General features: G+C 70.1%; 18 protein-coding genes. 14 read left to right on the top strand and 4 right to left on the bottom strand.

The genetic code is table 11. The features are described 5' to 3' along the window. Positions 1-130 precede the first annotated feature (130 nt). The 4 genes from metH (at position 131) to ASC82_RS21130 (ending at position 8,217) form a co-directional block, all read left to right on the top strand. On the top strand, positions 131-3,643 hold the full coding sequence (metH, locus tag ASC82_RS21145) for a methionine synthase (RefSeq protein ID WP_056650278.1): 3,513 nt from the start codon (positions 131-133) through the stop codon (positions 3,641-3,643). 162 nt (positions 3,644-3,805) lie between these two features. After that, positions 3,806-4,504: an HAD family phosphatase gene (locus tag ASC82_RS21140; RefSeq protein WP_056650276.1), complete on the top strand. Its 699-nt coding sequence runs from the start codon at positions 3,806-3,808 to the stop codon at positions 4,502-4,504. A 464-nt stretch (positions 4,505-4,968) separates the two neighbouring features. Beyond that, on the top strand, positions 4,969-6,558 hold the full coding sequence (locus tag ASC82_RS21135) for an ABC transporter substrate-binding protein (RefSeq protein ID WP_056650272.1): 1,590 nt from the start codon (positions 4,969-4,971) through the stop codon (positions 6,556-6,558). Positions 6,559-6,636: 78 nt separating this feature from the next. Further along, the gene (locus ASC82_RS21130; protein ID WP_056650269.1) at positions 6,637-8,217 is read left to right on the top strand and encodes an ABC transporter substrate-binding protein; all 1,581 of its coding nucleotides are present in this window, start codon (positions 6,637-6,639) and stop codon (positions 8,215-8,217) included. Between the two features lie 84 nt (positions 8,218-8,301). Here ASC82_RS21130 and ASC82_RS21125 read toward each other — a convergent pair whose 3' ends face one another. Further along, positions 8,302-8,976: a response regulator transcription factor gene (locus ASC82_RS21125; RefSeq protein WP_056650266.1), complete on the bottom strand. Its 675-nt coding sequence runs from the start codon at positions 8,974-8,976 to the stop codon at positions 8,302-8,304. A gap of 46 nt (positions 8,977-9,022) precedes the next feature. Continuing rightward, entirely contained in the window at positions 9,023-9,925 is a 903-nt protein-coding gene (locus ASC82_RS21120) for a PD-(D/E)XK nuclease family protein (protein ID WP_051494203.1), read from the bottom strand. Positions 9,926-10,105: 180 nt separating this feature from the next. On the opposite strand from ASC82_RS21120, the gene ASC82_RS21115 reads away from it, so the two are divergent. The 3 genes from ASC82_RS21115 (at position 10,106) to ASC82_RS21105 (ending at position 12,979) form a co-directional block, all read left to right on the top strand. Beyond that, positions 10,106-11,239 (top strand): site-2 protease family protein, encoded by a 1,134-nt coding sequence (locus tag ASC82_RS21115; RefSeq protein WP_242427738.1) that lies wholly within the window; start codon positions 10,106-10,108, stop codon positions 11,237-11,239. Between the two features lie 69 nt (positions 11,240-11,308). Beyond that, the gene (locus ASC82_RS21110) at positions 11,309-12,196 is read left to right on the top strand and encodes a tRNA (adenine-N1)-methyltransferase (RefSeq protein WP_015032448.1); all 888 of its coding nucleotides are present in this window, start codon (positions 11,309-11,311) and stop codon (positions 12,194-12,196) included. A gap of 198 nt (positions 12,197-12,394) precedes the next feature. Next, the gene (locus ASC82_RS21105) at positions 12,395-12,979 is read left to right on the top strand and encodes a hypothetical protein (protein WP_056650257.1); all 585 of its coding nucleotides are present in this window, start codon (positions 12,395-12,397) and stop codon (positions 12,977-12,979) included. A gap of 4 nt (positions 12,980-12,983) precedes the next feature. Here the strand turns inward: ASC82_RS21105 and ASC82_RS21100 are convergent, their stop codons facing one another. Further along, on the bottom strand, positions 12,984-13,295 hold the full coding sequence (locus ASC82_RS21100) for a ferredoxin (RefSeq protein WP_024755477.1): 312 nt from the start codon (positions 13,293-13,295) through the stop codon (positions 12,984-12,986). Between the two features lie 242 nt (positions 13,296-13,537). Here ASC82_RS21100 and arc point away from each other — a divergent pair, with 242 nt between their 5' ends. The 5 genes from arc to prcA all read left to right on the top strand — a co-directional run bounded on the left by arc (position 13,538) and on the right by prcA (position 19,188). Then, positions 13,538-15,304, top strand: a complete 1,767-nt coding sequence (arc, locus tag ASC82_RS21095; protein ID WP_024755476.1) for a proteasome ATPase — start codon at positions 13,538-13,540, stop codon at positions 15,302-15,304. 200 nt (positions 15,305-15,504) lie between these two features. Then, positions 15,505-17,016, top strand: coding sequence for a depupylase/deamidase Dop (gene dop / locus ASC82_RS21090; RefSeq protein WP_056650254.1), 1,512 nt, complete (start codon positions 15,505-15,507; stop codon positions 17,014-17,016). Between the two features lie 159 nt (positions 17,017-17,175). Then, complete coding sequence (locus ASC82_RS21085) at positions 17,176-17,388, top strand: ubiquitin-like protein Pup (protein ID WP_055644448.1); 213 nt, start codon at positions 17,176-17,178, stop codon at positions 17,386-17,388. A gap of 161 nt (positions 17,389-17,549) precedes the next feature. Then, positions 17,550-18,389 carry a proteasome subunit beta gene (gene prcB, locus ASC82_RS21080; RefSeq protein WP_056650251.1) on the top strand — a complete coding sequence of 280 codons (840 nt, stop codon included), beginning with the start codon at positions 17,550-17,552 and terminating at the stop codon, positions 18,387-18,389. Between the two features lie 46 nt (positions 18,390-18,435). Continuing rightward, entirely contained in the window at positions 18,436-19,188 is a 753-nt protein-coding gene (gene prcA, locus ASC82_RS21075) for a proteasome subunit alpha (protein ID WP_056650249.1), read from the top strand. 84 nt (positions 19,189-19,272) lie between these two features. Here prcA and ASC82_RS21070 read toward each other — a convergent pair whose 3' ends face one another. Beyond that, entirely contained in the window at positions 19,273-20,292 is a 1,020-nt protein-coding gene (locus tag ASC82_RS21070) for a LacI family DNA-binding transcriptional regulator (protein WP_056650246.1), read from the bottom strand. 190 nt (positions 20,293-20,482) lie between these two features. Here ASC82_RS21070 and ASC82_RS21065 point away from each other — a divergent pair, with 190 nt between their 5' ends. Together ASC82_RS21065 and pafA are read left to right on the top strand one after the other, a co-directional pair. Further along, positions 20,483-21,757, top strand: a complete 1,275-nt coding sequence (locus ASC82_RS21065) for an MFS transporter (RefSeq protein WP_056650242.1) — start codon at positions 20,483-20,485, stop codon at positions 21,755-21,757. 69 nt (positions 21,758-21,826) lie between these two features. Next, on the top strand, positions 21,827-23,188 hold the full coding sequence (gene pafA / locus ASC82_RS21060; protein WP_056650240.1) for a Pup--protein ligase: 1,362 nt from the start codon (positions 21,827-21,829) through the stop codon (positions 23,186-23,188). Positions 23,189-23,261: the final 73 nt, after the last annotated feature.

The raw sequence follows: 23,261 nt of genomic DNA, 5'->3' as shown, positions 1-23,261 counted from the left end.
CCGCACACAGGATGCCGTCCGCCCCGTGGGACGCCATGTCCACCCCGGGGCAAGCACGGTTACGCTGACCCCGTGCACCCTCCACCGAGAGTGCAAAGCCGACAGCCGTCGCATCCCAGGGAGCTCATCCATGGCCTCGTTGCCGACCCCTTCCGCTGACAGCCGAAACCGCGCCGCAGCCCTCCGTGAGGCACTCGCCACCCGAGTGGTCGTCGCCGACGGAGCCATGGGCACCATGCTCCAGGAGCAGGACCCCACCCTCGAGGACTTCCAGAACCTCGAAGGCTGCAACGAGATCCTGAACGTGACGCGGCCGGACATCGTCCGCTCGGTCCACGAGGCGTACTTCGAGGTCGGCGTCGACTGCGTCGAGACGAACACCTTCGGCTCCAACCACTCCGCGGCCGGCGAGTACGAGATCGCCGACCGGATCTACGAGCTCTCCGAGGCCGGCGCCCGGATCGCCCGCGAGGTCGCCGACGAGTACGGAGCCAAAGACGGCCGCCAGCGCTGGGTGCTGGGCTCCATCGGCCCCGGCACCAAGCTGCCGTCGCTCGGCCACACCACGTACGACGTCCTGCGCGACGGCTACCAGCAGAACGCCGAGGGCCTGCTGGCCGGTGGCGCGGACGCCCTGATCGTCGAGACGACCCAGGACCTGCTGCAGACCAAGTCGAGCCTGATCGGCGCGCGCCGGGCGATGAACGCCCTGGGCGTGGACGTCCCGCTGATCTGTTCGCTCGCCTTCGAGACGACCGGCGTCATGCTGCTCGGCTCGGAGATCGGTGCGGCGCTGACCGCCCTGGAGCCGCTCGGCATCGACATGATCGGCCTGAACTGCTCGACGGGCCCGGCCGAGATGAGCGAGCACCTGCGCTACCTCGCCCGCCACTCGCGTACGCCCCTGATGTGCATGCCCAACGCCGGCCTGCCCGTGCTGACCAAGGACGGCGCGTACTTCCCGCTGACGCCGCCCGAGATGGCCGACGCCCAGGAGAACTTCGTCCGCGACTACGGCCTGTCGCTGATCGGCGGCTGCTGCGGCTCGACGCCCGAGCACCTGCGGCACGTCGTCGAGCGCGTGCAGGGCGTCACGCCTCCCGAGCGCAATCCCCACCCCGAGCCGGGCGCCGCCTCGCTCTACCAGACCGTGCCGTTCCGCCAGGACACCGCGTACATGGCGATCGGCGAGCGGACGAACGCCAACGGCTCGAAGAAGTTCCGCGAGGCGATGCTCGAAGCCCGCTGGGACGACTGTGTCGAGATGGCCCGCGACCAGATCCGCGAGGGCGCGCACATGCTCGACCTCTGCGTGGACTACGTCGGCCGCGACGGCGTCGCCGACATGGAGGAGCTGGCCGGCCGCTTCGCCACCGCCTCCACCCTGCCGATCGTCCTCGACTCCACCGAGGTCGACGTGATCCAGGCCGGCCTGGAGAAGCTCGGCGGCCGGGCCGTCATCAACTCCGTCAACTACGAGGACGGCGACGGCCCCGAGTCCCGCTTCGCCAAGGTCACCCGGCTGGCGCAGGAGCACGGTGCCGCGCTCATCGCCCTCACCATCGACGAGGAGGGCCAGGCCCGTACCGTCGAGCACAAGGTCGCCATCGCCGAGCGGCTCATCGACGACCTCACCGGCAACTGGGGCATCCACGAGTCGGACATCCTCATCGACACCCTGACCTTCACCATCTGCACCGGTCAGGAGGAGTCGCGCAAGGACGGCATCGCCACGATCGGGGCGATCCGCGAACTGAAGCGGCGCCACCCGGACGTCCAGACCACGCTCGGCCTGTCGAACATCTCCTTCGGCCTCAACCCGGCCGCGCGCATCCTGCTCAACTCGGTCTTCCTCGACGAGTGCGTGAAGGCCGGTCTCGACTCGGCGATCGTGCACGCCTCGAAGATCCTGCCGATCGCCCGCTTCGACGACGAGCAGGTCACGACCGCCCTCGACCTGATCTACGACCGGCGCGCCGAGGGCTACGACCCGCTGCAGAAGCTGATGGCGCTCTTCGAGGGCGTCAACACCAAGTCGATGAAGGCCGGCAAGACCGAGGAGCTCCTCGCGCTGCCCCTGGACGAGCGGCTCAAGCGCCGGATCATCGACGGCGAGAAGAACGGCCTGGAGGCGGACCTCGACGAGGCCCTGACCTCGCGGCCGGCCCTCGACATCGTCAACGAGACCCTCCTCGACGGCATGAAGGTGGTCGGCGAGCTCTTCGGCTCCGGCCAGATGCAGCTGCCGTTCGTGCTCCAGTCCGCCGAGGTCATGAAGACGGCGGTCGCCCACCTCGAACCGCACATGGAGAAGTCCGACGCCGAGGGCAAGGGCACCATCGTCCTCGCCACGGTCCGCGGCGACGTCCACGACATCGGCAAGAACCTCGTCGACATCATCCTGTCCAACAACGGCTACAACGTCGTCAACATCGGCATCAAGCAGCCCGTCTCCGCGATCCTGGAAGCCGCAGAAGAGCACCGCGCCGACGTCATCGGCATGTCCGGTCTCCTCGTGAAGTCCACCGTGATCATGAAGGAGAACCTCCAGGAGCTGAACCAGCGCGAGCTGGCCGCCAAGTACCCGGTGATCCTCGGCGGCGCGGCCCTCACCCGGGCCTACGTCGAACAGGACCTCCACGAGATCTACCAGGGCGAGGTGCGGTACGCCCGCGACGCCTTCGAGGGCCTGCGCCTCATGGACGCCCTCATCTCGGTCAAGCGCGGCGTCCCCGGAGCTGCCCTGCCCGAGCTCAAGCCGCGCCGCGTCCCCAAGCGCGACACCCCGGTCCTCCAGGTGGAGGAGCCGGAGGAGCCCGGCGGCCGCTCCGACGTGGCCGTCGACAACCCCGTCCCCACCCCGCCGTTCTGGGGCACCCGCGTGGTCAAGGGCATCCCGCTCAAGGACTACGCCTCCTGGCTGGACGAGGGCGCCCTCTTCAAGGGCCAGTGGGGCCTCAAGCAGGCCCGCGCGGGCGGGGCCACGTACGAGGAGCTCGTCGAGAGCGAGGGCCGGCCGCGTCTGCGGGGTCTCCTGGAGAAGCTGCACACCGAGAACCTGCTCGAAGCGGCCGTGGTCTACGGGTACTTCCCCTGCGTCTCCAAGGGCGACGACCTGATCATCCTCGACGAGGCCGGCAACGAGCGGACCCGCTTCAGCTTCCCCCGCCAGCGCCGGGGCCGCCGTCTGTGCCTCGCGGACTTCTTCCGCCCGGAGGAGTCCGGCGAGACCGACGTCGTCGGCCTCCAGGTGGTCACCGTCGGCTCGAAGATCGGCGAGGCCACGGCCAAGCTCTTCGCGTCCGACTCCTACCGCGACTACCTGGAGCTGCACGGCCTGTCCGTCCAGCTCGCCGAGGCCATGGCCGAGTACTGGCACGCCCGGGTCCGCTCCGAGCTCGGATTCGGCGGCGAGGACCCGGCCAAGGTCGAGGACATGTTCGACCTCAAGTACCGGGGCGCGCGCTTCTCCCTCGGGTACGGTGCCTGCCCCGACCTGGAGGACCGCGCGAAGATCGCGGACCTGCTGCAGCCGGAGCGGATCGGCGTGCACCTGTCGGAGGAGTTCCAGCTCCACCCCGAGCAGTCGACCGACGCCATCGTGATCCACCACCCCGAGGCGAAGTACTTCAACGCACGGTGACCGCCCCGGCGGCCACCGTGACGATTACGGCCACTGCCCGGCGTATATCTCGGCGTCGCAGCTGATCGAGACGTACACTTATCGGTCCAGTGCAGGCCGGTCTTCCTCCCCGTACCGGGGAGGGAGGCCGGCCTTCTCGTCCCTCCAAGGAAGGTGTGCCGGATGACCAGTACGGTCCCCGCGTCCCTGTTCCGCACGAACGGAAGCTCCGCGCTGCAGGCGGTCTTCCTCGACATGGACGGGACCCTCGTCGACACGGAGGGGTTCTGGTGGGACGCCGAGGTCGAGGTCTTCGCCGACCTCGGACACCGGCTGGACGAGGCCTGGCGGGACATCGTCGTCGGCGGCCCGATGACCCGGAGCGCGGGCTACCTCATCGATTCCACCGGCGCCGACATCACGCTCGACGAGCTGACCGTCCTGCTCAACGAGAAGTTCGAGCAGCGCATCGAGCGCGGCGTCCCGCTCATGCCCGGCGCCGAGCGGCTCCTCGCCGAGTTGGCCCGGCACAACATCCCCACCGCCCTGGTCTCCGCCTCGCACCGGCGGATCATCGACCGGATCCTCGCCTCGCTCGGCACGGACCGCTTCGCGCTCACCGTCGCCGGGGACGAGGTCGTCCGCACCAAGCCGCACCCCGAGCCCTATCTGACGGCCGCGCGCGGCGTGGGCGCCGATCCGACCCTGTGCGCCGTCATCGAGGACACGGCGACCGGTGTGGCGGCCGCGGAGGCCGCCGGCTGCCGGGTCGTCGCGGTGCCCTCCGTCGCCCCGATCGCGGCCTCTCCCGGCCGTGTCGTCGTGCGCTCCCTGGAGGAGGTCGACGTGCCCTTCCTGCGCACGTTGATCACCGGAATCTGAGCTTCGTCTGAGCTTTCGCGCACGGAATGCGCTTTCGCGCGCGGAAATCGCCCGGGCCATTCACCGATAAAGCCTCCACGTGACCTTCGTCACCCAGAGTGCCCGACGGTGGGTGGCCCGGACGCGTTCAGCGCCCGGAATCTTCCGGTTTCGACGATCCCATGTGTCCCGGTTCGGGAGTCCCCGTCCGCATCGCGGCGACGCATGACTATCGAACCCGCCGTATTCATGATCACCCTGCGATTACCCCTGCGCCTGCCCGCGGTCGGGCAATAGCAGCCGCGCCCACTAATCTTTCGCGAGTACTTCGCCGCATAACCGCGTGCACCGGCGCACACCCAAGTCGCCGTGAACACAGGACGATCGCAACAACCGGCCCGATCGCTCCCGCCCCGACCGGGCGGCCCGGCGGCGGAGTGTCCACAGACCACTGCATCCAGTGCCGGATGAGGAGAACGTCCCTGATGAACCGCAAGACCCTGGTGCTGCCCGCCGCGGCCGTACTGCTGACCCCCCTGCTCGCCGCCTGTGGCGGAGCCGAGGACAGCAGAGCCATCGTCGTCGGCACCACGGACCAGTTCATCGCGACCGAGGACGCCCCCGCCCCCCTCGACCCGGCCTTCGCCTACGACACCGGCACCTGGAACATCCTGCGGCAGACCGTCCAGACCCTGCTGCACGTGCCCCGCGGCGGCGGCGAGCCCGTCCCCGAGGCCGCCCAGAACTGCGGCTTCTCCGACAAGGCCAGCGAGAGCTACCGCTGCAAGCTCCGCTCCGGCCTCACCTTCGCCGACGGCACGCCGGTCACCGCCGAGGACGTCAAGTACTCCATCAAGCGCGTCCTGCGGATCAAGTCGGACAACGGCACGGCCGCCCTCCTCGCCAACGTCGACACGGTCGAGACCAAGGGCGCCGACGAGGTCGTCTTCCACCTGAAGGCGCCCGACGCCACCTTCCCGTACAAGCTCTCCACCCCGGTCGCCGGCATCCTCAGCAAGGACAAGTACGCCGCCGGGAAGCTCCGTGACGGCTTCGACGTCGACGGCTCGGGCCCGTACACCATGAAGGTCGAGCGCGACGGTGACAAGGCCGCACGCTTCGTCTTCACCAAGAACCCGAAGTACAAGGGCGACATCGTCCCGCGCAACGACAAGGTCGAGCTGCGCGCCTTCGCCGACGCGGGCGCCATGGGCAAGGCCCTGGAGGGCGACGACATCGACATGATGGCGCGCTCCCTGTCGCAGAAGCAGATCAAGGACCTCACGGAGACCCCCAAGGAGAGCATCCGGGTCACCGAGGTTCCCGGCCTGGAGATCCGCTACCTCGGCTTCAACACCAAGGCCCCCTCCGTCAAGGAGAAGGCCGTACGCCAGGCCATGGCCGCCGTCATCGACCGGGGCGCCCTCGTCAACGGCGTCTACGGGCCCACCGCCGAGCCGCTCTACTCGCTGATCCCCTCCAGCATCACCGGCCACGCGACCCCCTTCTACGACGCGTACGGCGACCCCGACACCGGACGCGCCGCCAAGATCCTCAAGGACGCCGGCGTCCAGACCCCGGTCAAGGTGACGCTGAACTACACCACCGACCACTACGGCGCCGAGACCGCCCAGGAGTTCGAGGCGCTCAAGAAGCAGCTCGTCGCCAGCGGCCTCTTCGACGCCACCACCCGCGGCGCGGAGTGGTCCACCTTCCGCCCGGCCCAGAAGCGCGGCGACTACGCCGTCTACGGCCTCGGCTGGTTCCCGGACTACCCGGACCCGGACAACTACATCGCGCCGTTCCTCGACAGCGACAACTTCCTCAACACCCCGTACGTCAACAAGGTCGTCCGCGACCAGCTCATCCCGCGGTCGCGCCGCCAGGCCGACCGCACCGCCGCCAGCCCCGTCTACGAGCAGATCCAGAAGATCGTCGCCGAGGACGTCCCCGTCCTGCCGCTGTGGCAGGGCAAGCAGTACGTCGCCGCGCGCGACGACCTCACCGGGGTCGAGTACGCGCTCAACACCTCGTCCGACCTGCTGCTCTGGGAACTGGGCCGCGGCACCGCATAAACCCCCTCGACTGGATCGGTTACACCGGCCGCGCACCAGCGCGCGGCCGGCCTGGCAAGAGATCAAGAGGCAAGTTCTGTGAAGGCACACAACAAGTGGCTGACGGCCCCGCTCGCCGCGGGCCTGTCCGCCGCCCTCCTCAGCGGCTGCGGCACCGAGCAGGGCGGGGGCGCCGGCTCGGGCGGCGGCATACGCGTCGGCATGTCCGACGAGATCCTCGCCACGGACCCGGCGGCCGGCTACGACCCCGGTTCCTGGCTGCTGTTCAACAACGTCTTCCAGTCCCTGCTGGCCTTCCCCAAGGGCGGCTCCGCGCCCGAGCCCGAGGCCGCCGACAAGTGCGGCTTCGCCGCGGGCAGCAAGGTCTACACCTGCACCCTCCGGGACGGTCTGACCTTCTCCAACGGCAACCCGCTCACCTCGAAGGACGTCAAGTTCTCCTTCGAGCGGGCCCTCAGGATCGCCGACCCGTCCGGTCCCGCGCCGCTGCTCTCCACCATCGACTCCATCGAGACCCCCGACGCGCGGACCGTCGTCTTCCGCCTCAAGGTCCCGGACGCCACCTTCCCCAGCAAGATCGCCTCCGGTGCCGGCTCCATCGTCGACCACCGCGACTACCCCGCCGACGCCCTGCGCACCGACGGCAAGGCCACCGGCTCCGGCCCCTACAAGCTGGACTCCATCAGCGAGACCGAGGCCGCTTTCTCCGCCAACGGCGGCTACCGGGGCACCGCCAAGCCCAAGAACGACGGCATCACCCTCAAGCTCTACGGCGGCGACCGCGCGGCCCTCTCCAAGGCCCTCGCCGACGGCGACGTCGACGTCGCCTACCGAGGCCTCTCCGCCGACGACATCGCCGCCCTCGAAGCCTCCGACACCACCGACGACCGGGGCATCGAGGTCACGCAGGGCAGCAGCGCCGAGGTCCAGCACCTCGTCTTCAACATGAAGGACCCCGTCGTCGGCAAGCTCGGCGTCCGCAAGGCCATCGCCCACCTCGTCAACCGCGAGGCCCTCGTCGAGGGTGTCTACAAGTCGACGGCCACGCCGCTCTACTCGATCGTCCCGGCGGGCATCGCCGGCCACAACACCGCCTTCTTCGACACCTACGGCAGCCCCGACAAGGCCAAGGCCAAGAAGGCCCTGCGCGACGCCGACATCACCGGCAAGGTGAAGCTCACGCTCTGGTCCACGCCCAGTCGCTACGGCCCGGCCACCGACCAGGAGCTCAAGGCCATCGCCGACCAGCTCAACGCCAGCGGCCTCTTCGAAGCCGACGTCAAGTCCGTCGCCTTCGACCAGTACGAGAAGGACATCGCCGCCGGCAAGTACGGCGTCTACGTCAAGGGCTGGGTCCCCGACTACCCCGACGCCGACAACTTCACCGCCCCGTTCTTCGGCGAGGGCAACGTCCTCGGCAACCACTACGAGAACGCCACCATCACCGGCGGCATCCTCCCGAAGACCGCCGCCCTCGCCGACCGCGCCGGCACCGCCGACGAGTACGGGCAGCTCCAGGACATCGTCGCCGAGCAGGTCCCGGTCCTCCCGCTCTGGCAGGGCAAGCAGTACGCCGTCGCCCGCGACGACGTCACCGGCCTCGAGTGGACCCTCGACGCCTCCACCGTCTTCCGCTTCTGGGAGCTCAAGAAGGGCTGAGACGGCCCCCGGAGTAGGTGAACGACGAGGGGCCCGGCGCGCGACACGCGCACCGGGCCCCTCCGCCGTACCGTCCGTCGCCGGCTACTGATTGCCGCCGGGCCGCACCAGACCGCTCTCGTACGCGTACACCGCGGCCTGCACCCGGTCCCGCAGCCCCAGCTTCGTCAGCACATGGCCCACGTGCGTCTTCACCGTCGTCTCGCTGACGAACAGATCCGCCGCGATCTCCGCGTTCGACAAGCCCCGCGCCACCAGCTTCAGCACCTCGACCTCACGATCGGTCAGGGTGCCCAGCGTGTCCGGCATCTGCTCCTCACCCGTCGGCAGGTGCGCCGAGTACTTGTCGAGCAGCCGGCGCGTGATCGACGGCGCCAGCATCGCCTCACCCGCCGCCACCACCCGGATCGCCTGCACCAGCTCGATCGCCGGGGCGTCCTTCAGCAGGAAGCCGCTCGCCCCCGCCCGCAGCGCCTCGACCACGTACTCGTCCAGATCGAACGTGGTCAGCACCAGCACCTTCGCCGGGCCGTCCCGACCAGGACCGGTGATCTGCCGGGTCGCCTCCACGCCGTCCATCCGCGGCATGCGGATGTCCATCAGCACCACGTCCGGCTGGAGCGCGCGCACCTGTTCCTGCGCCTGGAGACCGTCACCGGCCTCGCCCACCACCGCGATGTCCTGCTCCGCCTCCAGAATCATCCGGAAGCCGGTGCGCAGCAGCGGCTGATCGTCGACCAGGAGGACGCGGATCGTCACAAGGGCTCCTTCACGGGGCGGGCTGACCTCACGGGCTGGGCCGCTGTCACGGCGCCGGCGGCGCCGGGTCCATTCTGCCCTGCCCCGATTCACCCGACTCCGGCGGGCGCGCGGAAACGATCTTCAGGGGATACACCGGGGGAGTCCCGCCGAACTCCGGACAGACCTCCTGATGGTCGCACCAGCCGCACAGCTTCGTCGGCCGCGGACGCCAGTCGCCCGTCTCCGTCGCCAGCCGGATCGCGTCCCACAGCGCCAGGAGCTTCCGCTCCACCCGCAGCAGGTCCGCCTCCACCGGGTCGTACGTCAGCACCTCCCCGCTGCCCAGGTAGACCAGCTGCAAGCGCCGCGGCAGCACCCGCCGCAGCCGCCAGACCACCAGCGCGTAGAACGTCATCTGGAACAGCGCGCCGTCGCGGTACTCGGGCCGGGGCGCCTTGCCCGTCTTGTAGTCGACGATCCGCACGTCACCCGACGGCGCCACGTCGACCCGGTCGATCACCCCGCGCAGCCGCAGCCCCGAATCCAGCTCCGTCTCCACGAACAGCTCGCGCTCGGCCGGTTCGAGGCGCGTCGGGTCCTCCAGCGTGAACCACCGCTCGACCAGCCGCTCCGCCTCCCCGAGCCAGCTCGCGAGACGCTCCCCGTCCGGATCCTCCGCGAACAGCTCGCCCAGCTCCGGCTTCGACTCCAGGAGCCGCGCCCACTGCCCCGGAACCATCGCCTTCGCCCGCGGCGCCGTCCGCTCCGCCGCCTCGTCGTCGAAGAGCCGCTCGAGCACCGCGTGCACCAGCGTGCCCCGCGTCGCCGCCGGACTGGGCTTCTCCGGCAGCCGGTCGATCACCCGGAACCGGTACAGCAGCGGACACTGCATGAAATCGCTCGCCCGCGACGGCGACAACGACATGGGCGCCCGGGGCTCCGCCGGCACCTGCTCGCTCGTACTCATGACTCAGACCCTACGACCCGCCACCGACAGCGAGCGGAATACCATCGACCTGGGACCCCGTCGCACTGCATGATCGAACCGTGACGCACCGACGTGGGTCACACGTCGCGACGAAAGGAACCCGTGAACCAGGACGAGCCCAAGCCGCAGCGGACCGAGGAGCCCGGCGGCGGGATCCTCATGGGCCGCCCCTTCGGCGTGCCCGTCTACGTCGCGCCCAGCTGGTTCCTGGTCGCCGCCCTCATCACCTGGGTCTTCGGCGACCAGATCGAGCGGGTCCTGCCCGAACTCGGCGCCGCCCGCTACCTGGTCTCCCTCTTCTTCGCGGTCGCCTTCTACGCCTCCGTACTCGTCCACGAACTGGCCCACACGATCGCCGCGCTCCGGTTCAAGCTGCCCGTGCGCCGCATCCAGCTCCAGTTCTTCGGCGGCGTCTCCGAGATCGAGAAGGAGACCGAGACCCCCGGCCGCGAGTTCGTCCTCGCCTTCGTCGGCCCGCTCTTCTCCCTCGTGCTCGCCGGCGTGTTCTATCTCTCGATGTACGCCGTCGAGCCCGGCACCGTCCCCGGCGTCCTCCTCGCCGGCCTGATGATCTCCAACCTGATCGTCGCCCTCTTCAACCTGCTCCCGGGCCTTCCCCTCGACGGCGGCCGCATGCTGCGCGCCGTCGTCTGGAAGATCACCGGCAAGCCCATGAGCGGCACCGTCGCCGCCGCCTGGGTCGGCCGCGCCCTCGCCGTCCTGGTCCTCGTCGGCCTGCCCCTGCTCACCCGCACGGGCCTCCTCGGCAACGCCACCGACGACATCAGCGGCCTCAACACCGTCACCGACGCCCTCCTCGCCGCCATCCTGGCCGCGATCATCTGGACCGGCGCCGGCAACAGCCTCCGCATGGCCCGGCTCCGCGAGCACCTCCCCGAGCTCCGCGCCCGCACCCTCACCCGGCGCGCCATCCCCGTCGAGCCGGCCACGCCCCTCTCCGAGGCCCTCCGCCGCGCCAACGAGGCCGGCGCCCGCGCCCTCGTCGTCGTCGACGGCGGCGGCGACCCCACCGGCATCGTCCGCGAGGCCGCCATCGCCGCCGTCCCCCAGCACCGCCGCCCCTGGGTCGCCGTCAGCGCCCTCACCCAGGACCTCGCCGACGGCATGCGCGTCCCCGCCGAGCTCACCGGCCAGCCCCTCCTCGACCACCTCCGCGCCAGCCCCGCCACCGAGTACCTCGTCGTGGAGGAGACCGGGGAGATCTACGGCGTCCTCGCCACCACCGACGTGGAGCGCGCCTTCGTGAAGGCCATGGCACGACCGTCTTCGTAGGCCTTGTACACGGCTTCCGAGCCGACGCGGGCGGACCGGAGGTGAGGAAGCCCTTGATAAGGTGCTCACATGTCCGAACCGACCGGTGCCGCCCGCCGACGCGGGCCCTTCAAGGTCGGGGACCAGGTTCAGCTGACCGACCCCAAGGGCCGTCACTACACGTTCACGCTCGAAGAGGGAAAGAACTTCCACACCCACAAGGGTTCTTTCCCGCACGACGAACTGATCGGCGCCCCCGAGGGCAGCGTTGTCCGCACCACCGGAAACGTCGCCTACCTCGCGCTGCGCCCCCTGCTCCCCGACTACGTCCTGTCCATGCCCCGCGGCGCCGCCGTGGTCTACCCGAAGGACGCGGGACAGATCCTCGCCTTCGCCGACATCTTCCCCGGCGCACGCGTCGTCGAGGCGGGTGTGGGCTCCGGCTCGCTCAGCAGCTTCCTGCTCCGCGCCATCGGCGACAGCGGCATGCTGCACTCCTACGAGCGCCGCGAGGACTTCGCCGAGATCGCGAAGGGCAACGTCGAGCGCTACTTCGGCGGCCCCCACCCGGCCTGGCAGCTGACCGTCGGCGACCTCCAGGACAACCTGTCCGACACGGACGTCGACCGCGTCATCCTGGACATGCTCGCTCCCTGGGAGTGCCTGGAGGCCGTCTCCAAGGCCCTCGTCCCCGGCGGCATCCTCTGCTGCTACGTGGCGACCACCACCCAGCTCGCGCGCACCGTGGAGTCCATCCGCGAGTTCGGCTGCTACGCCGAGCCGCAGCCGTGGGAGTCCATGATCCGCAACTGGCACGTCGAGGGCCTCGCCGTCCGGCCCGATCACCGCATGATCGGCCACACCGGCTTCCTCGTCACCGCCCGCCGCCTCGCGGACGGCGTCGAGCCCCCGATGCGCCGCCGCCGTCCCGCGAAGGGCGCGTACGGCGAGGACTACGAAGGCCCCAACAAGGGCTGACGTACCGACACTCACACGGCGCCGCCGTCGAGTTCCCGCCCACGGGCCGGAACTCGACGGCGGCGTCCTCATGTTCGGGGCGCGGCGAGGCTCGGCGAGTCCGGGTGGAGCGTGGCGAGACCCCGCCTGTTCCGTCCCCCTGTGACGTATGGCACGATGCCCGAAACCCTCCGCACAGCCCTACAGGAGACGTCTCGCGTGCAGCCCTCCGCCGTCCAGGACCCCGCGGATCTGCCCGACCTCGCGCACACCCACGCCAGGCCGGCGCACTGGCTGGCGACCGCCACCGCGACCGCCGCGGTCGTCGCCCTCGCCGGGCTCCTCCAGCCCGGCCCCGCGGGAGCCACCGCGGCCCCCGCCGCCCCGCGCCCCGCGCCCGCTCCGGAGGCCGCCACGGCCGACTACCCGCTGGAGTGCGGGGGAGGCCCCCACAAGGTCGCGAAGCGCGTCTCGGGAGACCTCGACGGCGACGGGAACCCGGAGACCGTTGCGGTCGTGCACTGCGAAGCCGGCTCCGGCACGCCGCCGAGCGGGATCTACGTCCTCACCCGCGGCAAGGGCGCGGGCGCCCCCGCGCGCGTGGTGGCCACGCTCGTCGCACCGGACGAGCACAAGAGCGTCACCGAGCTCGCCGTGCGCGGCGGAGCGGTACACGCCACGCTCCTCGGCTATTCGTCCCTCGACGTGCCCAGCTGCTGCCCCGACGAGAAGGAGCAGGTCAGCTGGGCCTGGCAGGGCGGCGCCTTCGTCCGCGCCACCCGTGCCGAGGCGCGGAGCGCCTGACCCGTCACTCCGCGTCGGGGCCGTACACCTCGACCTTGTCGGCGACCCGGCGGACGTGGATGCAGTCGCCCGGGCACTCCTTCGCCGAGTCCACGACGTCCTGGAGCAGGGGCAGCGGTACCGGCGTCGTCGCCCCGCTGTCCTGGAGCAGCTCGTCGTCCGCGCTCTTCACATACGCGAGCCCGTCGATGTCCAGCTCGAAGACCTCGGGAGCGTACTGCGCGCAGATCCCGTCCCCGGTGCACAGGTCCTGGTCGATCCAGACCTCCAGCGCCTCTTCGACGCCCGTGGCCGGGGCCTCGTTCTGCACGGTCATTTCTCCTGCCGTTTCTGCTTCGCGCGGGTAAGTCGGGCCACCTCTGAAGGGTGTTGGCCCATGACGACGATACAACCGCCCGCTTTCAGACGGCGAAAGGGTGGGTATTCCCCTGGCGAGAGGGGAACCGCAAGGGTGAAGATCGGACACGGCCCGGAGTCTTTTTGATCTAGGGGTTTCAATCACCACCCACGCAGGTAGGGTCAGGAAGCGTCCAGCTCCCCTTGGAGGAGGTGAGGACCGTGGCAGCCCACGACGACGACATCAACCGCGGCATCCGGCCCGGACGGGGGTCTGAAGACCCCGCCGGACAGGTTGCCTATCTCGAGCAGGAAATCGCCGTCCTGCGCCGCAAGCTCGCCGACTCTCCGCGACACACGAGGATTCTCGAAGAGCGGATCGTCGAGCTGCAGACGAACCTGGCCGGCGTGTCCGCGCAGAACGAGCGGCTCGCCAATACGCTCCGTGAGGCCCGCGACCAGATCGTGGCCCTCAAGGAGGAGGTCGACCGGCTCGCACAGCCGCCGGCCGGCTTCGGTGTCTTCCTGCAGGCCAATGAGGACGGCACGTGCGACATCTTCACCGGGGGCCGCAAGCTCCGGGTGAACGTGAGCCCCGGCGTCGAGCTCGAAGAGCTCAGGCGAGGCCAGGAAGTCATGCTCAACGAAGCGCTCAACGTGGTCGAGGCCATGGAGTTCGAGCGCGCCGGGGACATCGTCACCCTCAAGGAGATCCTTGAGGACGGCGAGCGCGCCCTGGTGGTCGGGCACACCGACGAGGAGCGGGTGGTGAGGCTCGCCGAGCCTCTGCTGGACGTCACCATCCGCCCCGGCGACGCCCTGCTGCTCGACTCCAGGTCGGGCTACGTCTACGAGGTCATCCCCAAGAGCGAGGTCGAAGAGCTCGTCCTCGAAGAGGTCCCGGACGTCGACTACGACAAGATCGGCGGTCTGGGCAACCAGATCGAGCTGATCCGCGACGCGGTCGAGCTCCCGTACCTCTACCCCGACCTCTTCAAGGAGCACGAACTCCGACCGCCCAAGGGCATCCTGCTCTACGGGCCGCCGGGCTGCGGCAAGACGCTGATCGCGAAGGCCGTGGCCAACTCCCTGGCCAAGAAGGTCGCCGAGGTGACCGGTCAGCCCGCGGGGAAGTCCTACTTCCTCAACATCAAGGGGCCCGAGCTCCTCAACAAGTACGTCGGCGAGACCGAGCGGCACATCCGCCTCGTCTTCCAGCGTGCGAGGGAGAAGGCGAGCGAGGGCACCCCCGTCATCGTCTTCTTCGACGAGATGGAATCCCTCTTCCGCACCCGCGGATCCGGTGTCAGCTCGGACGTGGAGAACACCATCGTCCCCCAGCTGCTCGCCGAGATCGACGGTGTGGAGGGCCTGGAGAACGTCATCGTCATCGGCGCCTCCAACCGCGAGGACATGATCGACCCCGCGATCCTGCGGCCCGGCCGGCTCGACGTCAAGATCAAGATCGAGCGTCCGGACGCGGAGGCCGCGAAGGACATCTTCGCGAAGTACCTCACGGCCACCCTGCCGCTCCACACGGACGACATCTCCGAGCACAGCGGCTCCAAGGCGGCCGCCGCCCACGGAATGATCCAGTCGGTCGTCGAGCAGATGTACGCGGAATCCGAGGAGAACCGCTTCCTCGAAGTCACGTACGCCAACGGCGACAAGGAAGTCCTCTACTTCAAGGACTTCAACTCCGGCGCGATGATCCAGAACATCGTCGACCGGGCCAAGAAGATGGCCATCAAGGCCTTCCTCGACCACAACCAGAAGGGCATCCGCGTCTCCCACCTCCTCCAGGCCTGCGTGGACGAGTTCAAGGAGAACGAGGACCTGCCCAACACCACCAACCCCGACGACTGGGCCAGGATCTCCGGAAAGAAGGGCGAGCGGATCGTCTTCATCCGTACGCTCGTCACCGGAAAGCAGGGCGCGGACACGGGACGCTCCATCGACACGGTGGCCAACACCGGTCAGTACCTGTAATACGCACACCGGCTGCGGATGTCCGGAAACCGGGCATCCGCAGCCGGTGTATTCCTTCCAGGGTTTATCCCGGCAGCACGGGTTTCTCCCGGCGTCACGGGAAATACCGCAAGTGATCTCCCCACCAGCGCTGAGCCGCTCTAGGCTCTTCGGTAACGCCGAGTCGCGCACTGTGAGCGACGCCGGGCAAGGAGGGCCGCATGACCGTACGGCGAGTAATGGGCATCGAGACGGAGTACGGGATCTCCGTCCCGGGACACCCGAACGCCAATGCCATGCTCACCTCGTCCCAGATCGTCAACGCCTACGCGGCGGCGATGCACCGGGCGCGCCGCGCCCGCTGGGATTTCGAGGAGGAGAATCCGCTGCGGGACGCCCGCGGCTTCGACCTCGCCCGCGAGGTCGCGGACTCCAGCCAGCTCACCGACGAGGACATCGGCCTCGCCAATGTGATCCTCACCAACGGGGCGCGGCTCTACGTGGACCACGCCCACCCCGAGTACAGCTCGCCCGAGGTCACCAATCCGCGCGACGCCGTCCTCTGGGACAAGGCCGGCGAGCGGATCATGGCGGAGGCGGCCGTCCGTGCCGCCCAGCTCCCCGGGGCCCAGCCGATCCACCTCTACAAGAACAACACCGACAACAAGGGCGCCTCGTACGGCACGCACGAGAACTACCTGATGAAGCGGGAGACCCCCTTCTCGGACATCGTGCGCCACCTGACGCCGTTCTTCGTCTCGCGCCAGGTCGTGACCGGTGCGGGCCGGGTCGGCATCGGTCAGGACGGCCGGGAGGACGGCTTCCAGATCAGTCAGCGCGCCGACTACTTCGAGGTCGAGGTGGGTCTGGAGACCACCCTCAAGCGGCCCATCATCAACACGCGCGACGAGCCGCACGCGGACGCCGAGAGGTACCGCCGCCTGCACGTGATCATCGGTGACGCGAACCTCTCGGAGATCTCGACCTACCTCAAGCTCGGCACGACCGCGCTGGTCCTGTCGATGATCGAGGACGGGTTCATCACCGTGGACCTCGCCGTCGACCAGCCGGTCAGGACGCTCCACCAGGTCTCGCACGACCCGACCCTCCAGTACCTGGTCACGCTCCGCAGCGGCCGGACGCTCACCGCGGTCCAGTTGCAGATGGAGTACTTCGAGCTGGCCAGGAAGTACGTGGACGAGCGGTACGGCTCGGACGCGGACGAGCAGACGAAGGACGTCCTCACACGCTGGGAGGACACCCTCAACCGGCTCGAGAACGACCCGATGAGCCTCTCCGGCGAGCTCGACTGGATCGCCAAGCGGGAGCTCATGGAGGGCTACCGGCGCAGGGACAACCTGGACTGGGACGCGGCCCGCCTGCACCTCGTGGACCTCCAGTACGCGGACGTGCGGCCCGAGAAGGGCCTGTACAACCGTCTGGCGGCCCGGGGGCGCATGAAGCGCCTCCTGGACGAGACCGAGGTGCAGCAGGCTCAGACGGCGCCTCCGGAGGACACCAGGGCCTACTTCCGGGGCCGCTGCCTGGAGCAGTACGCCGACGACGTCGCCGCGGCCTCCTGGGACTCGGTGATCTTCGACCTGCCGGGCCGCGACTCGCTCCAACGCGTCCCCACCCTGGAGCCGCTGCGCGGCACCAAGGCCCATGTGAAGGCGCTCCTGGACCGCTGCCGTACGGCGGAGGAACTCGTCCGCGTGCTCTCCGGCGGATGATCGGGGGCCCGTCGCGGGCCTGAAATACCCCGGCACTGGGAATCATGGAATCAGTGCCCGGGCGTTGTGGAAACTGCGGGGCCGAAGTCAGACCCGACCTATAGGGTCTGATCTTGTACGGACTCAACCGAGCGGGCCGATTCGAGCGGGGTGAGGGATATGGCGACCAAGGACACCGGCGGCGGACAGCAGAAGGCGACGCGTTCCACGGAGGAGGTCGAGGAGACCACCACGGAGGCGAGCTCCGACCTCCAGGAGCGCCAGGAGAAGCTGAGCGACGACGTGGACTCCGTGCTGGACGAGATCGACGACGTCCTCGAGTCCAACGCGGAGGAGTTCGTTCGTAGCTTCGTCCAGAAGGGCGGCGAGTAGCCGCCTCTCGTGCCTGTACTCCTCCGTCCCCGGAGCCCCGGAGAAAGCCGTGGGTCCGGGGACGGATGACAGGCACCGGCACGGGTATGGTCCGTGCACAGCAACCAAGATCGACCCGCGCGTCGCACGGCGGGCCGACTCTCCCACCCGGAAGGAATCGCGTGGAAGCCAACCCTCGTAGCACCGGGCGTCTGCCGGCGGCCTTCCTGACGCCGGGATCGTCCTCGTTCCTGGACTTCCTGGCGGACCACTCGCCGGAGCTGCTGCCGAGCCGCCGGAAGCTGCCGGAGGGCGTCCTGGACGCCCCGCACGGCACGACCATCGTGGCCGTCACGTTCCCCGGAGGGGTCGTCCTCGCCGGCGATCGTCGGGCCACCATGGGCAACATGATCGCGCAGCGGGACATGGAGAAGGTCTTCCCGGCCGACGAGTACTCCGCCGTCGCCATCGCCGGCACCGCCGGTCTCGCCGTGGAGATGGTCAAGCTGTTCCAGCTGGAGCTGGAGCACTTCGAGAAGGTGGAGGGCGCCACGCTCTCCCTGGAGGGCAAGGCGAACCGCCTGTCCACCATGATCCGTGGCAACCTCGGCATGGCCATGCAGGGGCTCGCCGTCGTGCCGCTCTTCGCGGGCTGGGACGAGGGCAAGGGGAAGGGCCGGATCTTCTCCTACGACGTGACCGGCGGCCGCTCCGAGGAGCAGGGCTACGCGGCCACGGGCTCCGGCTCGATCTTCGCGCGCGGCTCGATGAAGAAGCTCTACCGAGCCGACCTCACCGAGCAGCAGGCCACGACCCTGGTCGTGCAGGCGCTCTACGACGCGGCGGACGACGACTCGGCGACCGGTGGCCCCGACATGGCCCGCCGGATCTTCCCGCTCGTCACCGTCATCACCGAGGAGGGTTTCCGCAGGCTCAGCGAGGCCGAGTCCTCCGAGCTGGCCCGGTCGGTCACCGAGCGGCGCCTCGAGCAGCCCGACGGGCCGCGCGCCGCCCTGCTCTGACCACTCGTCGCCCTGTAGAAGCCCAGAAGAAAGGGACGGACCGCCGGTGTCCACTCCGTTCTACGTCTCACCCCAGCAGGCCATGGCCGACCGGGCGGAGTACGCCCGCAAGGGCATCGCCCGAGGCCGCAGCCTGGTCGTCCTCCAGTACACCGACGGCATCGTCTTCGTCGGCGAGAACCCGTCGCGCGCCCTGCACAAGTTCAGCGAGATCTACGACCGGATCGGCTTCGCCGCCGCCGGTAAGTACAACGAGTACGAGAACCTCCGCATCGGCGGCGTGCGCTACGCCGACCTGCGGGGCTACACCTACGACCGGGGCGACGTCACCGCGCGCGGCCTGGCCAACGTCTACGCCCAGACCCTGGGCACGATCTTCTCCAGCGCGGGGGAGAAGCCGTACGAGGTGGAGCTGGTCGTCGCCGAGGTCGGCACGGAGCCCGAGGGCGACCAGATCTACCGGCTGCCCCACGACGGCTCGATCGTGGACGAGCACGGCTCGGTCGCGGTCGGCGGTAACGCGGAGCAGATCGGCTCCTTCCTGGACCAGCGCCACCGGGACGGCATGTCCCTGGCGGAGGCCCTGAAGCTGGCCGTGCAGGCGCTCTCCCGGGACACCAACGGCAGCGAGCGGGAGATCCCCGCGGAGCGCCTGGAGGTGGCGGTCCTGGACCGTACGCGGCCGCAGCAGCGCAAGTTCAAGCGGATCGTCGGCCGGCAGCTGTCGCGCCTCCTGGAGGCGGACAACGCGGCCATCGCGAAGACGAACGAACCCTCGGACGAGGTGCCCGAGGACTAGGGCCTGTCCTAGGACCCGTCCGAGGGGCCCCGGTGCGCGCGAGCGGGCCGGGGCCCCTCGGCGATTTCCGGGGTCGCGCGGGGCTCAGGCGGCCGGTGCGGGCCCCGAGGAGCCGCGGGGGACCAGGGTGACCGGGAGGTCGTCCGGGCGCGGCGGTTCGCCCGCGAGGACGGCCAGGAGGGCCGCCATGCCCCGCTCGCCGATGCGCTCCGCGGGCAGCGCGACGGTGGTCAGCTCCGGTTCGACGGCGGTCGCGAGCGCGAGGTCGTCGAAGCCGGTGACCGAGACGTCCTCGGGGACCCGCAGCCCGAGCCGCCGCAGGGCCTTGCAGGCGCCCGCGGCGAGGATGTCGTCGTCGCAGACGAGGGCGGTGGGGCGCGGGCCGGGCGCCGCGAGGGCGCGCTCGGTGGCCGCCATCGCGCCGTGCACGTCCAGGGGCGCGCGGACGGTCCGTACCGACACGCCGGCGAGGGCCTCGCCGAGGGCGGCGGCGCGGACGTCGAAGGTCCAGGACGGCACGGCCGATGCGAGGTGGACGAAGCGCCGGTGGCCGAGGGCGAGCAGATGGCCCGTGACCTGGCGCATGCCGTCCGCGATGTCGAGGTTGACGTGGGCGGCGGCGCCGGTGTCGGCGGGGTCGCTGTCGAGCATGACCAGGGGCAGGTCGGTGCCCCGGAAGGCCTTCAGGGCGTCCGAGGCCATCGAGGAGGCGATGATCCCGTCGAGGGCCGCGCGGGCCGAGGCGAAGGGGTCCTTGGCGGGGCCGACGCCGTCGGGGGAGGGGTACAGGACGACGCCGAAGCCGTGCCGGGCGGCGACGGTCGCGGCACCCGTGTAGACGCGGGCGAAGAACTCGTTGGTCAGCGCCGGGACGACGAGCAGGGCCGTCCGGGTGTGGCCGAGGCGGAGGTTGCGGGCGGCGAGGTTGGGGCGGTAGCCGAGACTCCGCGCCGCCTCCCGTACGGCGTCGGCCGTGCGCTCGGAGACGCGCCCGCGCCACTTGTCGCCGAGGACGAGCGACACGGTGGCCTGCGAGACGCCGGCGACCCGGGCGACGTCCCGGCTGGTCGGGCGCGTGCCGCCGAGCGGCTCCGGGGTCTGCACACAAGCCTCCGCGTCGGACGGGTCTCGTCCGCACCGCCCTGCTCGGGCGCTGCGGTACGTCGGGTGGAATCCGGACAGTACCCGGTCGCGTCCAGGGCGCGGGGTGGACCCGCGGACTGGCGACATGGTACGTATGACCTCGACGTTATACGTAAAACCTCGGCGGGGTCCGAGGGCGAGGGGAGACGACATGGCCACCGAGGCCACGGCACACGGCGGCTATCTCGACATACTCCGGGCGCCGCACGCCGCCCGGCTGCTCACCGGCACGCTCGTCGGGCGCCTGCCCAACGGCGTCGGCCCCATCGCGCTGACCCTCTTCGTCCGCGACCAGGGCGGCAGCTACACCCTCGCCGGCGGCCTGATCGCCGCCTACGGCGTCGCCACCGCCGTCGGCCAGCCCCTCCTCGGCCGCGCCGTCGACCTCAAGGGCCAGCCGCGCGTCCAGCTGCCCGCCGCGGTCCTCTCCGCCCTCGGCATGGTCCTGCTGGCCCTCGCCGGCATCGGCCACCTCGCCGTCGCCTACGCGGCCGTCGTCATCGCCGGTCTCTTCACCCCGCCCCTGGAGGGCGGACTGCGGGCCCTCTGGCCGAGCGTCCTCGGCCGCGAGGACCGGGTCCACCGCGCCTACGCCCTCGACGCGGTCGCCCAGGAGGTCATGTTCACCGTCGGGCCCCTCCTGCTGACCCTCCTCGTCTCCCTCTGGTCGCCCGCCGCCGCCCTCCTCGTCATCAACGTCCTCGGAGTCCTCGGCGCTCTCGCCGTGGTCCTCTCCGAGCCCTCCCGCGCCTGGCGCTCCGCGCCCCGCGAGGCCCACTGGCTGGGCGCCCTGCGCTCGCCCGGCCTCCTCGCCCTCCTCGGCTCCTTCTTCTTCGTCGGCCTCGCCCTCGGCTCCATCACCGTCGCCGCCCTGTCCTACGCCGACGACGTGGGCACCCCCTCCGTCTACGGCTGGCTGATGGCCGCCCTCGGCCTCGGCGCCCTCCTCGGCGGCGTCGCCTACGGCGCCCGCCCGTGGGCCGGAGCACCCGAGAAGCGGCTGCGGATCCTCGTCCTGCTCCTCGCCGTCTGCTACCTGCCGCTCACGCTGACCCCCGGCCCGGTGGCCATGACCGGCCTGTCGGTCCTCTCGGGCGTCTTCCTCGCCCCCGTCCTCGCCTGCGCGTTCATCGTCGTCGACCGGCACGCCCCGACCGGCACCGTCACCGAGGCCTTCTCCTGGCTCGTCACGACCTTCGGCGTCGGCTCGGCCCTCGGCTCCGCGGTCGCGGGACCCGCCGTCGAACTCGCCGGGACGGTCGCCGGTTTCGCCGTCGCCGGAGCGGGCGGCCTCGTCGCCCTCCTCGTGCTCCTCGCCACCGGCCGTGTGCTCGGCGCGCCCGTGGCCCCGGCGGAGCCCGCCGCGCGACACGCCGTCAGTGCGGGCGGCCCCACCCCCGTACACACCGAAAAGAACACGCACTGATCGGAAAATGATCGAAACGGGAACGCCCAACCCGGTTTCATCACACGCCGTCAGGCGTAATGTTCAGACATGGACCGCCGCATTTTCGGGCTGGAGAACGAGTACGGCGTCACGTGCACGTTCAGGGGACAGCGCCGACTGTCTCCTGACGAAGTGGCGCGCTACCTCTTCCGCCGTGTCGTGTCATGGGGCCGCAGCAGCAATGTCTTCCTGCGGAACGGCGCCCGCCTGTACCTGGACGTGGGTTCGCATCCGGAATATGCCACACCGGAATGTGACGACGTGACCGAACTGGTCACCCACGACAAGGCAGGCGAGCGCATTCTCGAGGGCCTGCTCGTCGACGCCGAACGCCGCCTGCACGAGGAGGGAATCGCGGGCGACGTCTATCTCTTCAAGAACAACACCGACTCGGCCGGAAACTCCTACGGCTGCCACGAGAACTATCTCGTCGCCCGCCACGGGGAGTTCTCCCGGCTCGCGGACATCCTCATTCCCTTCCTCGTCACCCGGCAGCTGATCTGCGGCGCGGGAAAGGTCCTCCAGACCCCGCGCGGCGCCGTCTTCTGCGTATCCCAGCGTGCCGAGCACATCTGGGAGGGCGTCAGCTCCGCGACGACCCGCTCGCGGCCCATCATCAACACCCGGGACGAGCCGCACGCCGACGCCGAGCGCTACCGCCGCCTCCACGTCATCGTCGGCGACTCGAACATGTCGGAGACGACCATGCTGCTCAAGGTCGGCGCCACCGACCTCGTGCTCCGCATGATCGAGGCCGGCACGGTGATGCGCGACCTGACCCTGGAGAACCCCATCCGGGCGATCCGCGAGGTCAGCCACGACATCACGGGCCAGCGCAAGGTCCGGCTCGCCAGCGGCCGTGAGGCCTCCGCCCTGGAGGTCCAGCGCGAGTACTACGACAAGGCCGTCGACTTCGTCGACCGGCGCGGCATCCGCACCGGCACCGTCGCCCAGGTCCTGGAGCTGTGGGGCCGCACTCTCGACGCCATCGAGAGCGAGCGGCTCGACCGCATCGAGACCGAGATCGACTGGGTCATGAAGCACCGGCTCATCGAGCGGTACCGGGCCAAGCACAACATGACCATGTCGAACCCGAGGGTCGCGCAGATAGACCTCGCGTACCACGACATCCACCGCCGCCGCGGGCTCTACTACCTGCTGCAGAAGAACGGGCAGGCGGCCCGGATCTGCAACGACATGAAGATCTTCGAGGGCAAGTCGGTGCCCCCGCAGACCACCAGGGCGCGACTCCGCGGCGACTTCATCCGCCGCGCGCAGGAGCAGCGCCGGGACTTCACCGTCGACTGGGTCCACCTCAAGCTCAACGACCAGGCGCAGCGCACGGTGTTGTGCAAGGACCCGTTCCGCTCCGTCGACGACCGGGTGGAAAAGCTGATCGCCGGAATGTAGGACCGGCGCGTACGAGCCGCAGGGCCCCGCACGTTTGGCGTGCGGGGCCCTCGACGTGACAGGAGGACCGCCT

The sequence above is a fragment of the Streptomyces sp. Root431 genome, assembly GCF_001426585.1.
GTDB lineage: Bacteria > Actinomycetota > Actinomycetes > Streptomycetales > Streptomycetaceae > Streptomyces > Streptomyces stackebrandtii.
The sequence above is the reverse complement of the archived record's forward strand: the minus strand, read 5'-3'. Positions and strand labels throughout refer to the sequence as shown.

Coding starts and splice junctions, on each gene's coding strand:
- metH (WP_056650278.1), top strand. CDS start 131: ATGGCCTCGTTGCCGACCCCTTCCGCTGACAGCCGAAACCGCGCCGCA.
- ASC82_RS21140 (WP_056650276.1), top strand. CDS start 3,806: ATGACCAGTACGGTCCCCGCGTCCCTGTTCCGCACGAACGGAAGCTCC.
- ASC82_RS21135 (WP_056650272.1), top strand. CDS start 4,969: ATGAACCGCAAGACCCTGGTGCTGCCCGCCGCGGCCGTACTGCTGACC.
- ASC82_RS21120 (WP_051494203.1), bottom strand. CDS start 9,925: ATGAGTACGAGCGAGCAGGTGCCGGCGGAGCCCCGGGCGCCCATGTCG.
- ASC82_RS21115 (WP_242427738.1), top strand. CDS start 10,106: ATGGGCCGCCCCTTCGGCGTGCCCGTCTACGTCGCGCCCAGCTGGTTC.
- ASC82_RS21110 (WP_015032448.1), top strand. CDS start 11,309: ATGTCCGAACCGACCGGTGCCGCCCGCCGACGCGGGCCCTTCAAGGTC.
- ASC82_RS21100 (WP_024755477.1), bottom strand. CDS start 13,295: ATGACCGTGCAGAACGAGGCCCCGGCCACGGGCGTCGAAGAGGCGCTG.
- dop (WP_056650254.1), top strand. CDS start 15,505: ATGACCGTACGGCGAGTAATGGGCATCGAGACGGAGTACGGGATCTCC.
- ASC82_RS21085 (WP_055644448.1), top strand. CDS start 17,176: ATGGCGACCAAGGACACCGGCGGCGGACAGCAGAAGGCGACGCGTTCC.
- ASC82_RS21065 (WP_056650242.1), top strand. CDS start 20,483: ATGGCCACCGAGGCCACGGCACACGGCGGCTATCTCGACATACTCCGG.
- pafA (WP_056650240.1), top strand. CDS start 21,827: ATGGACCGCCGCATTTTCGGGCTGGAGAACGAGTACGGCGTCACGTGC.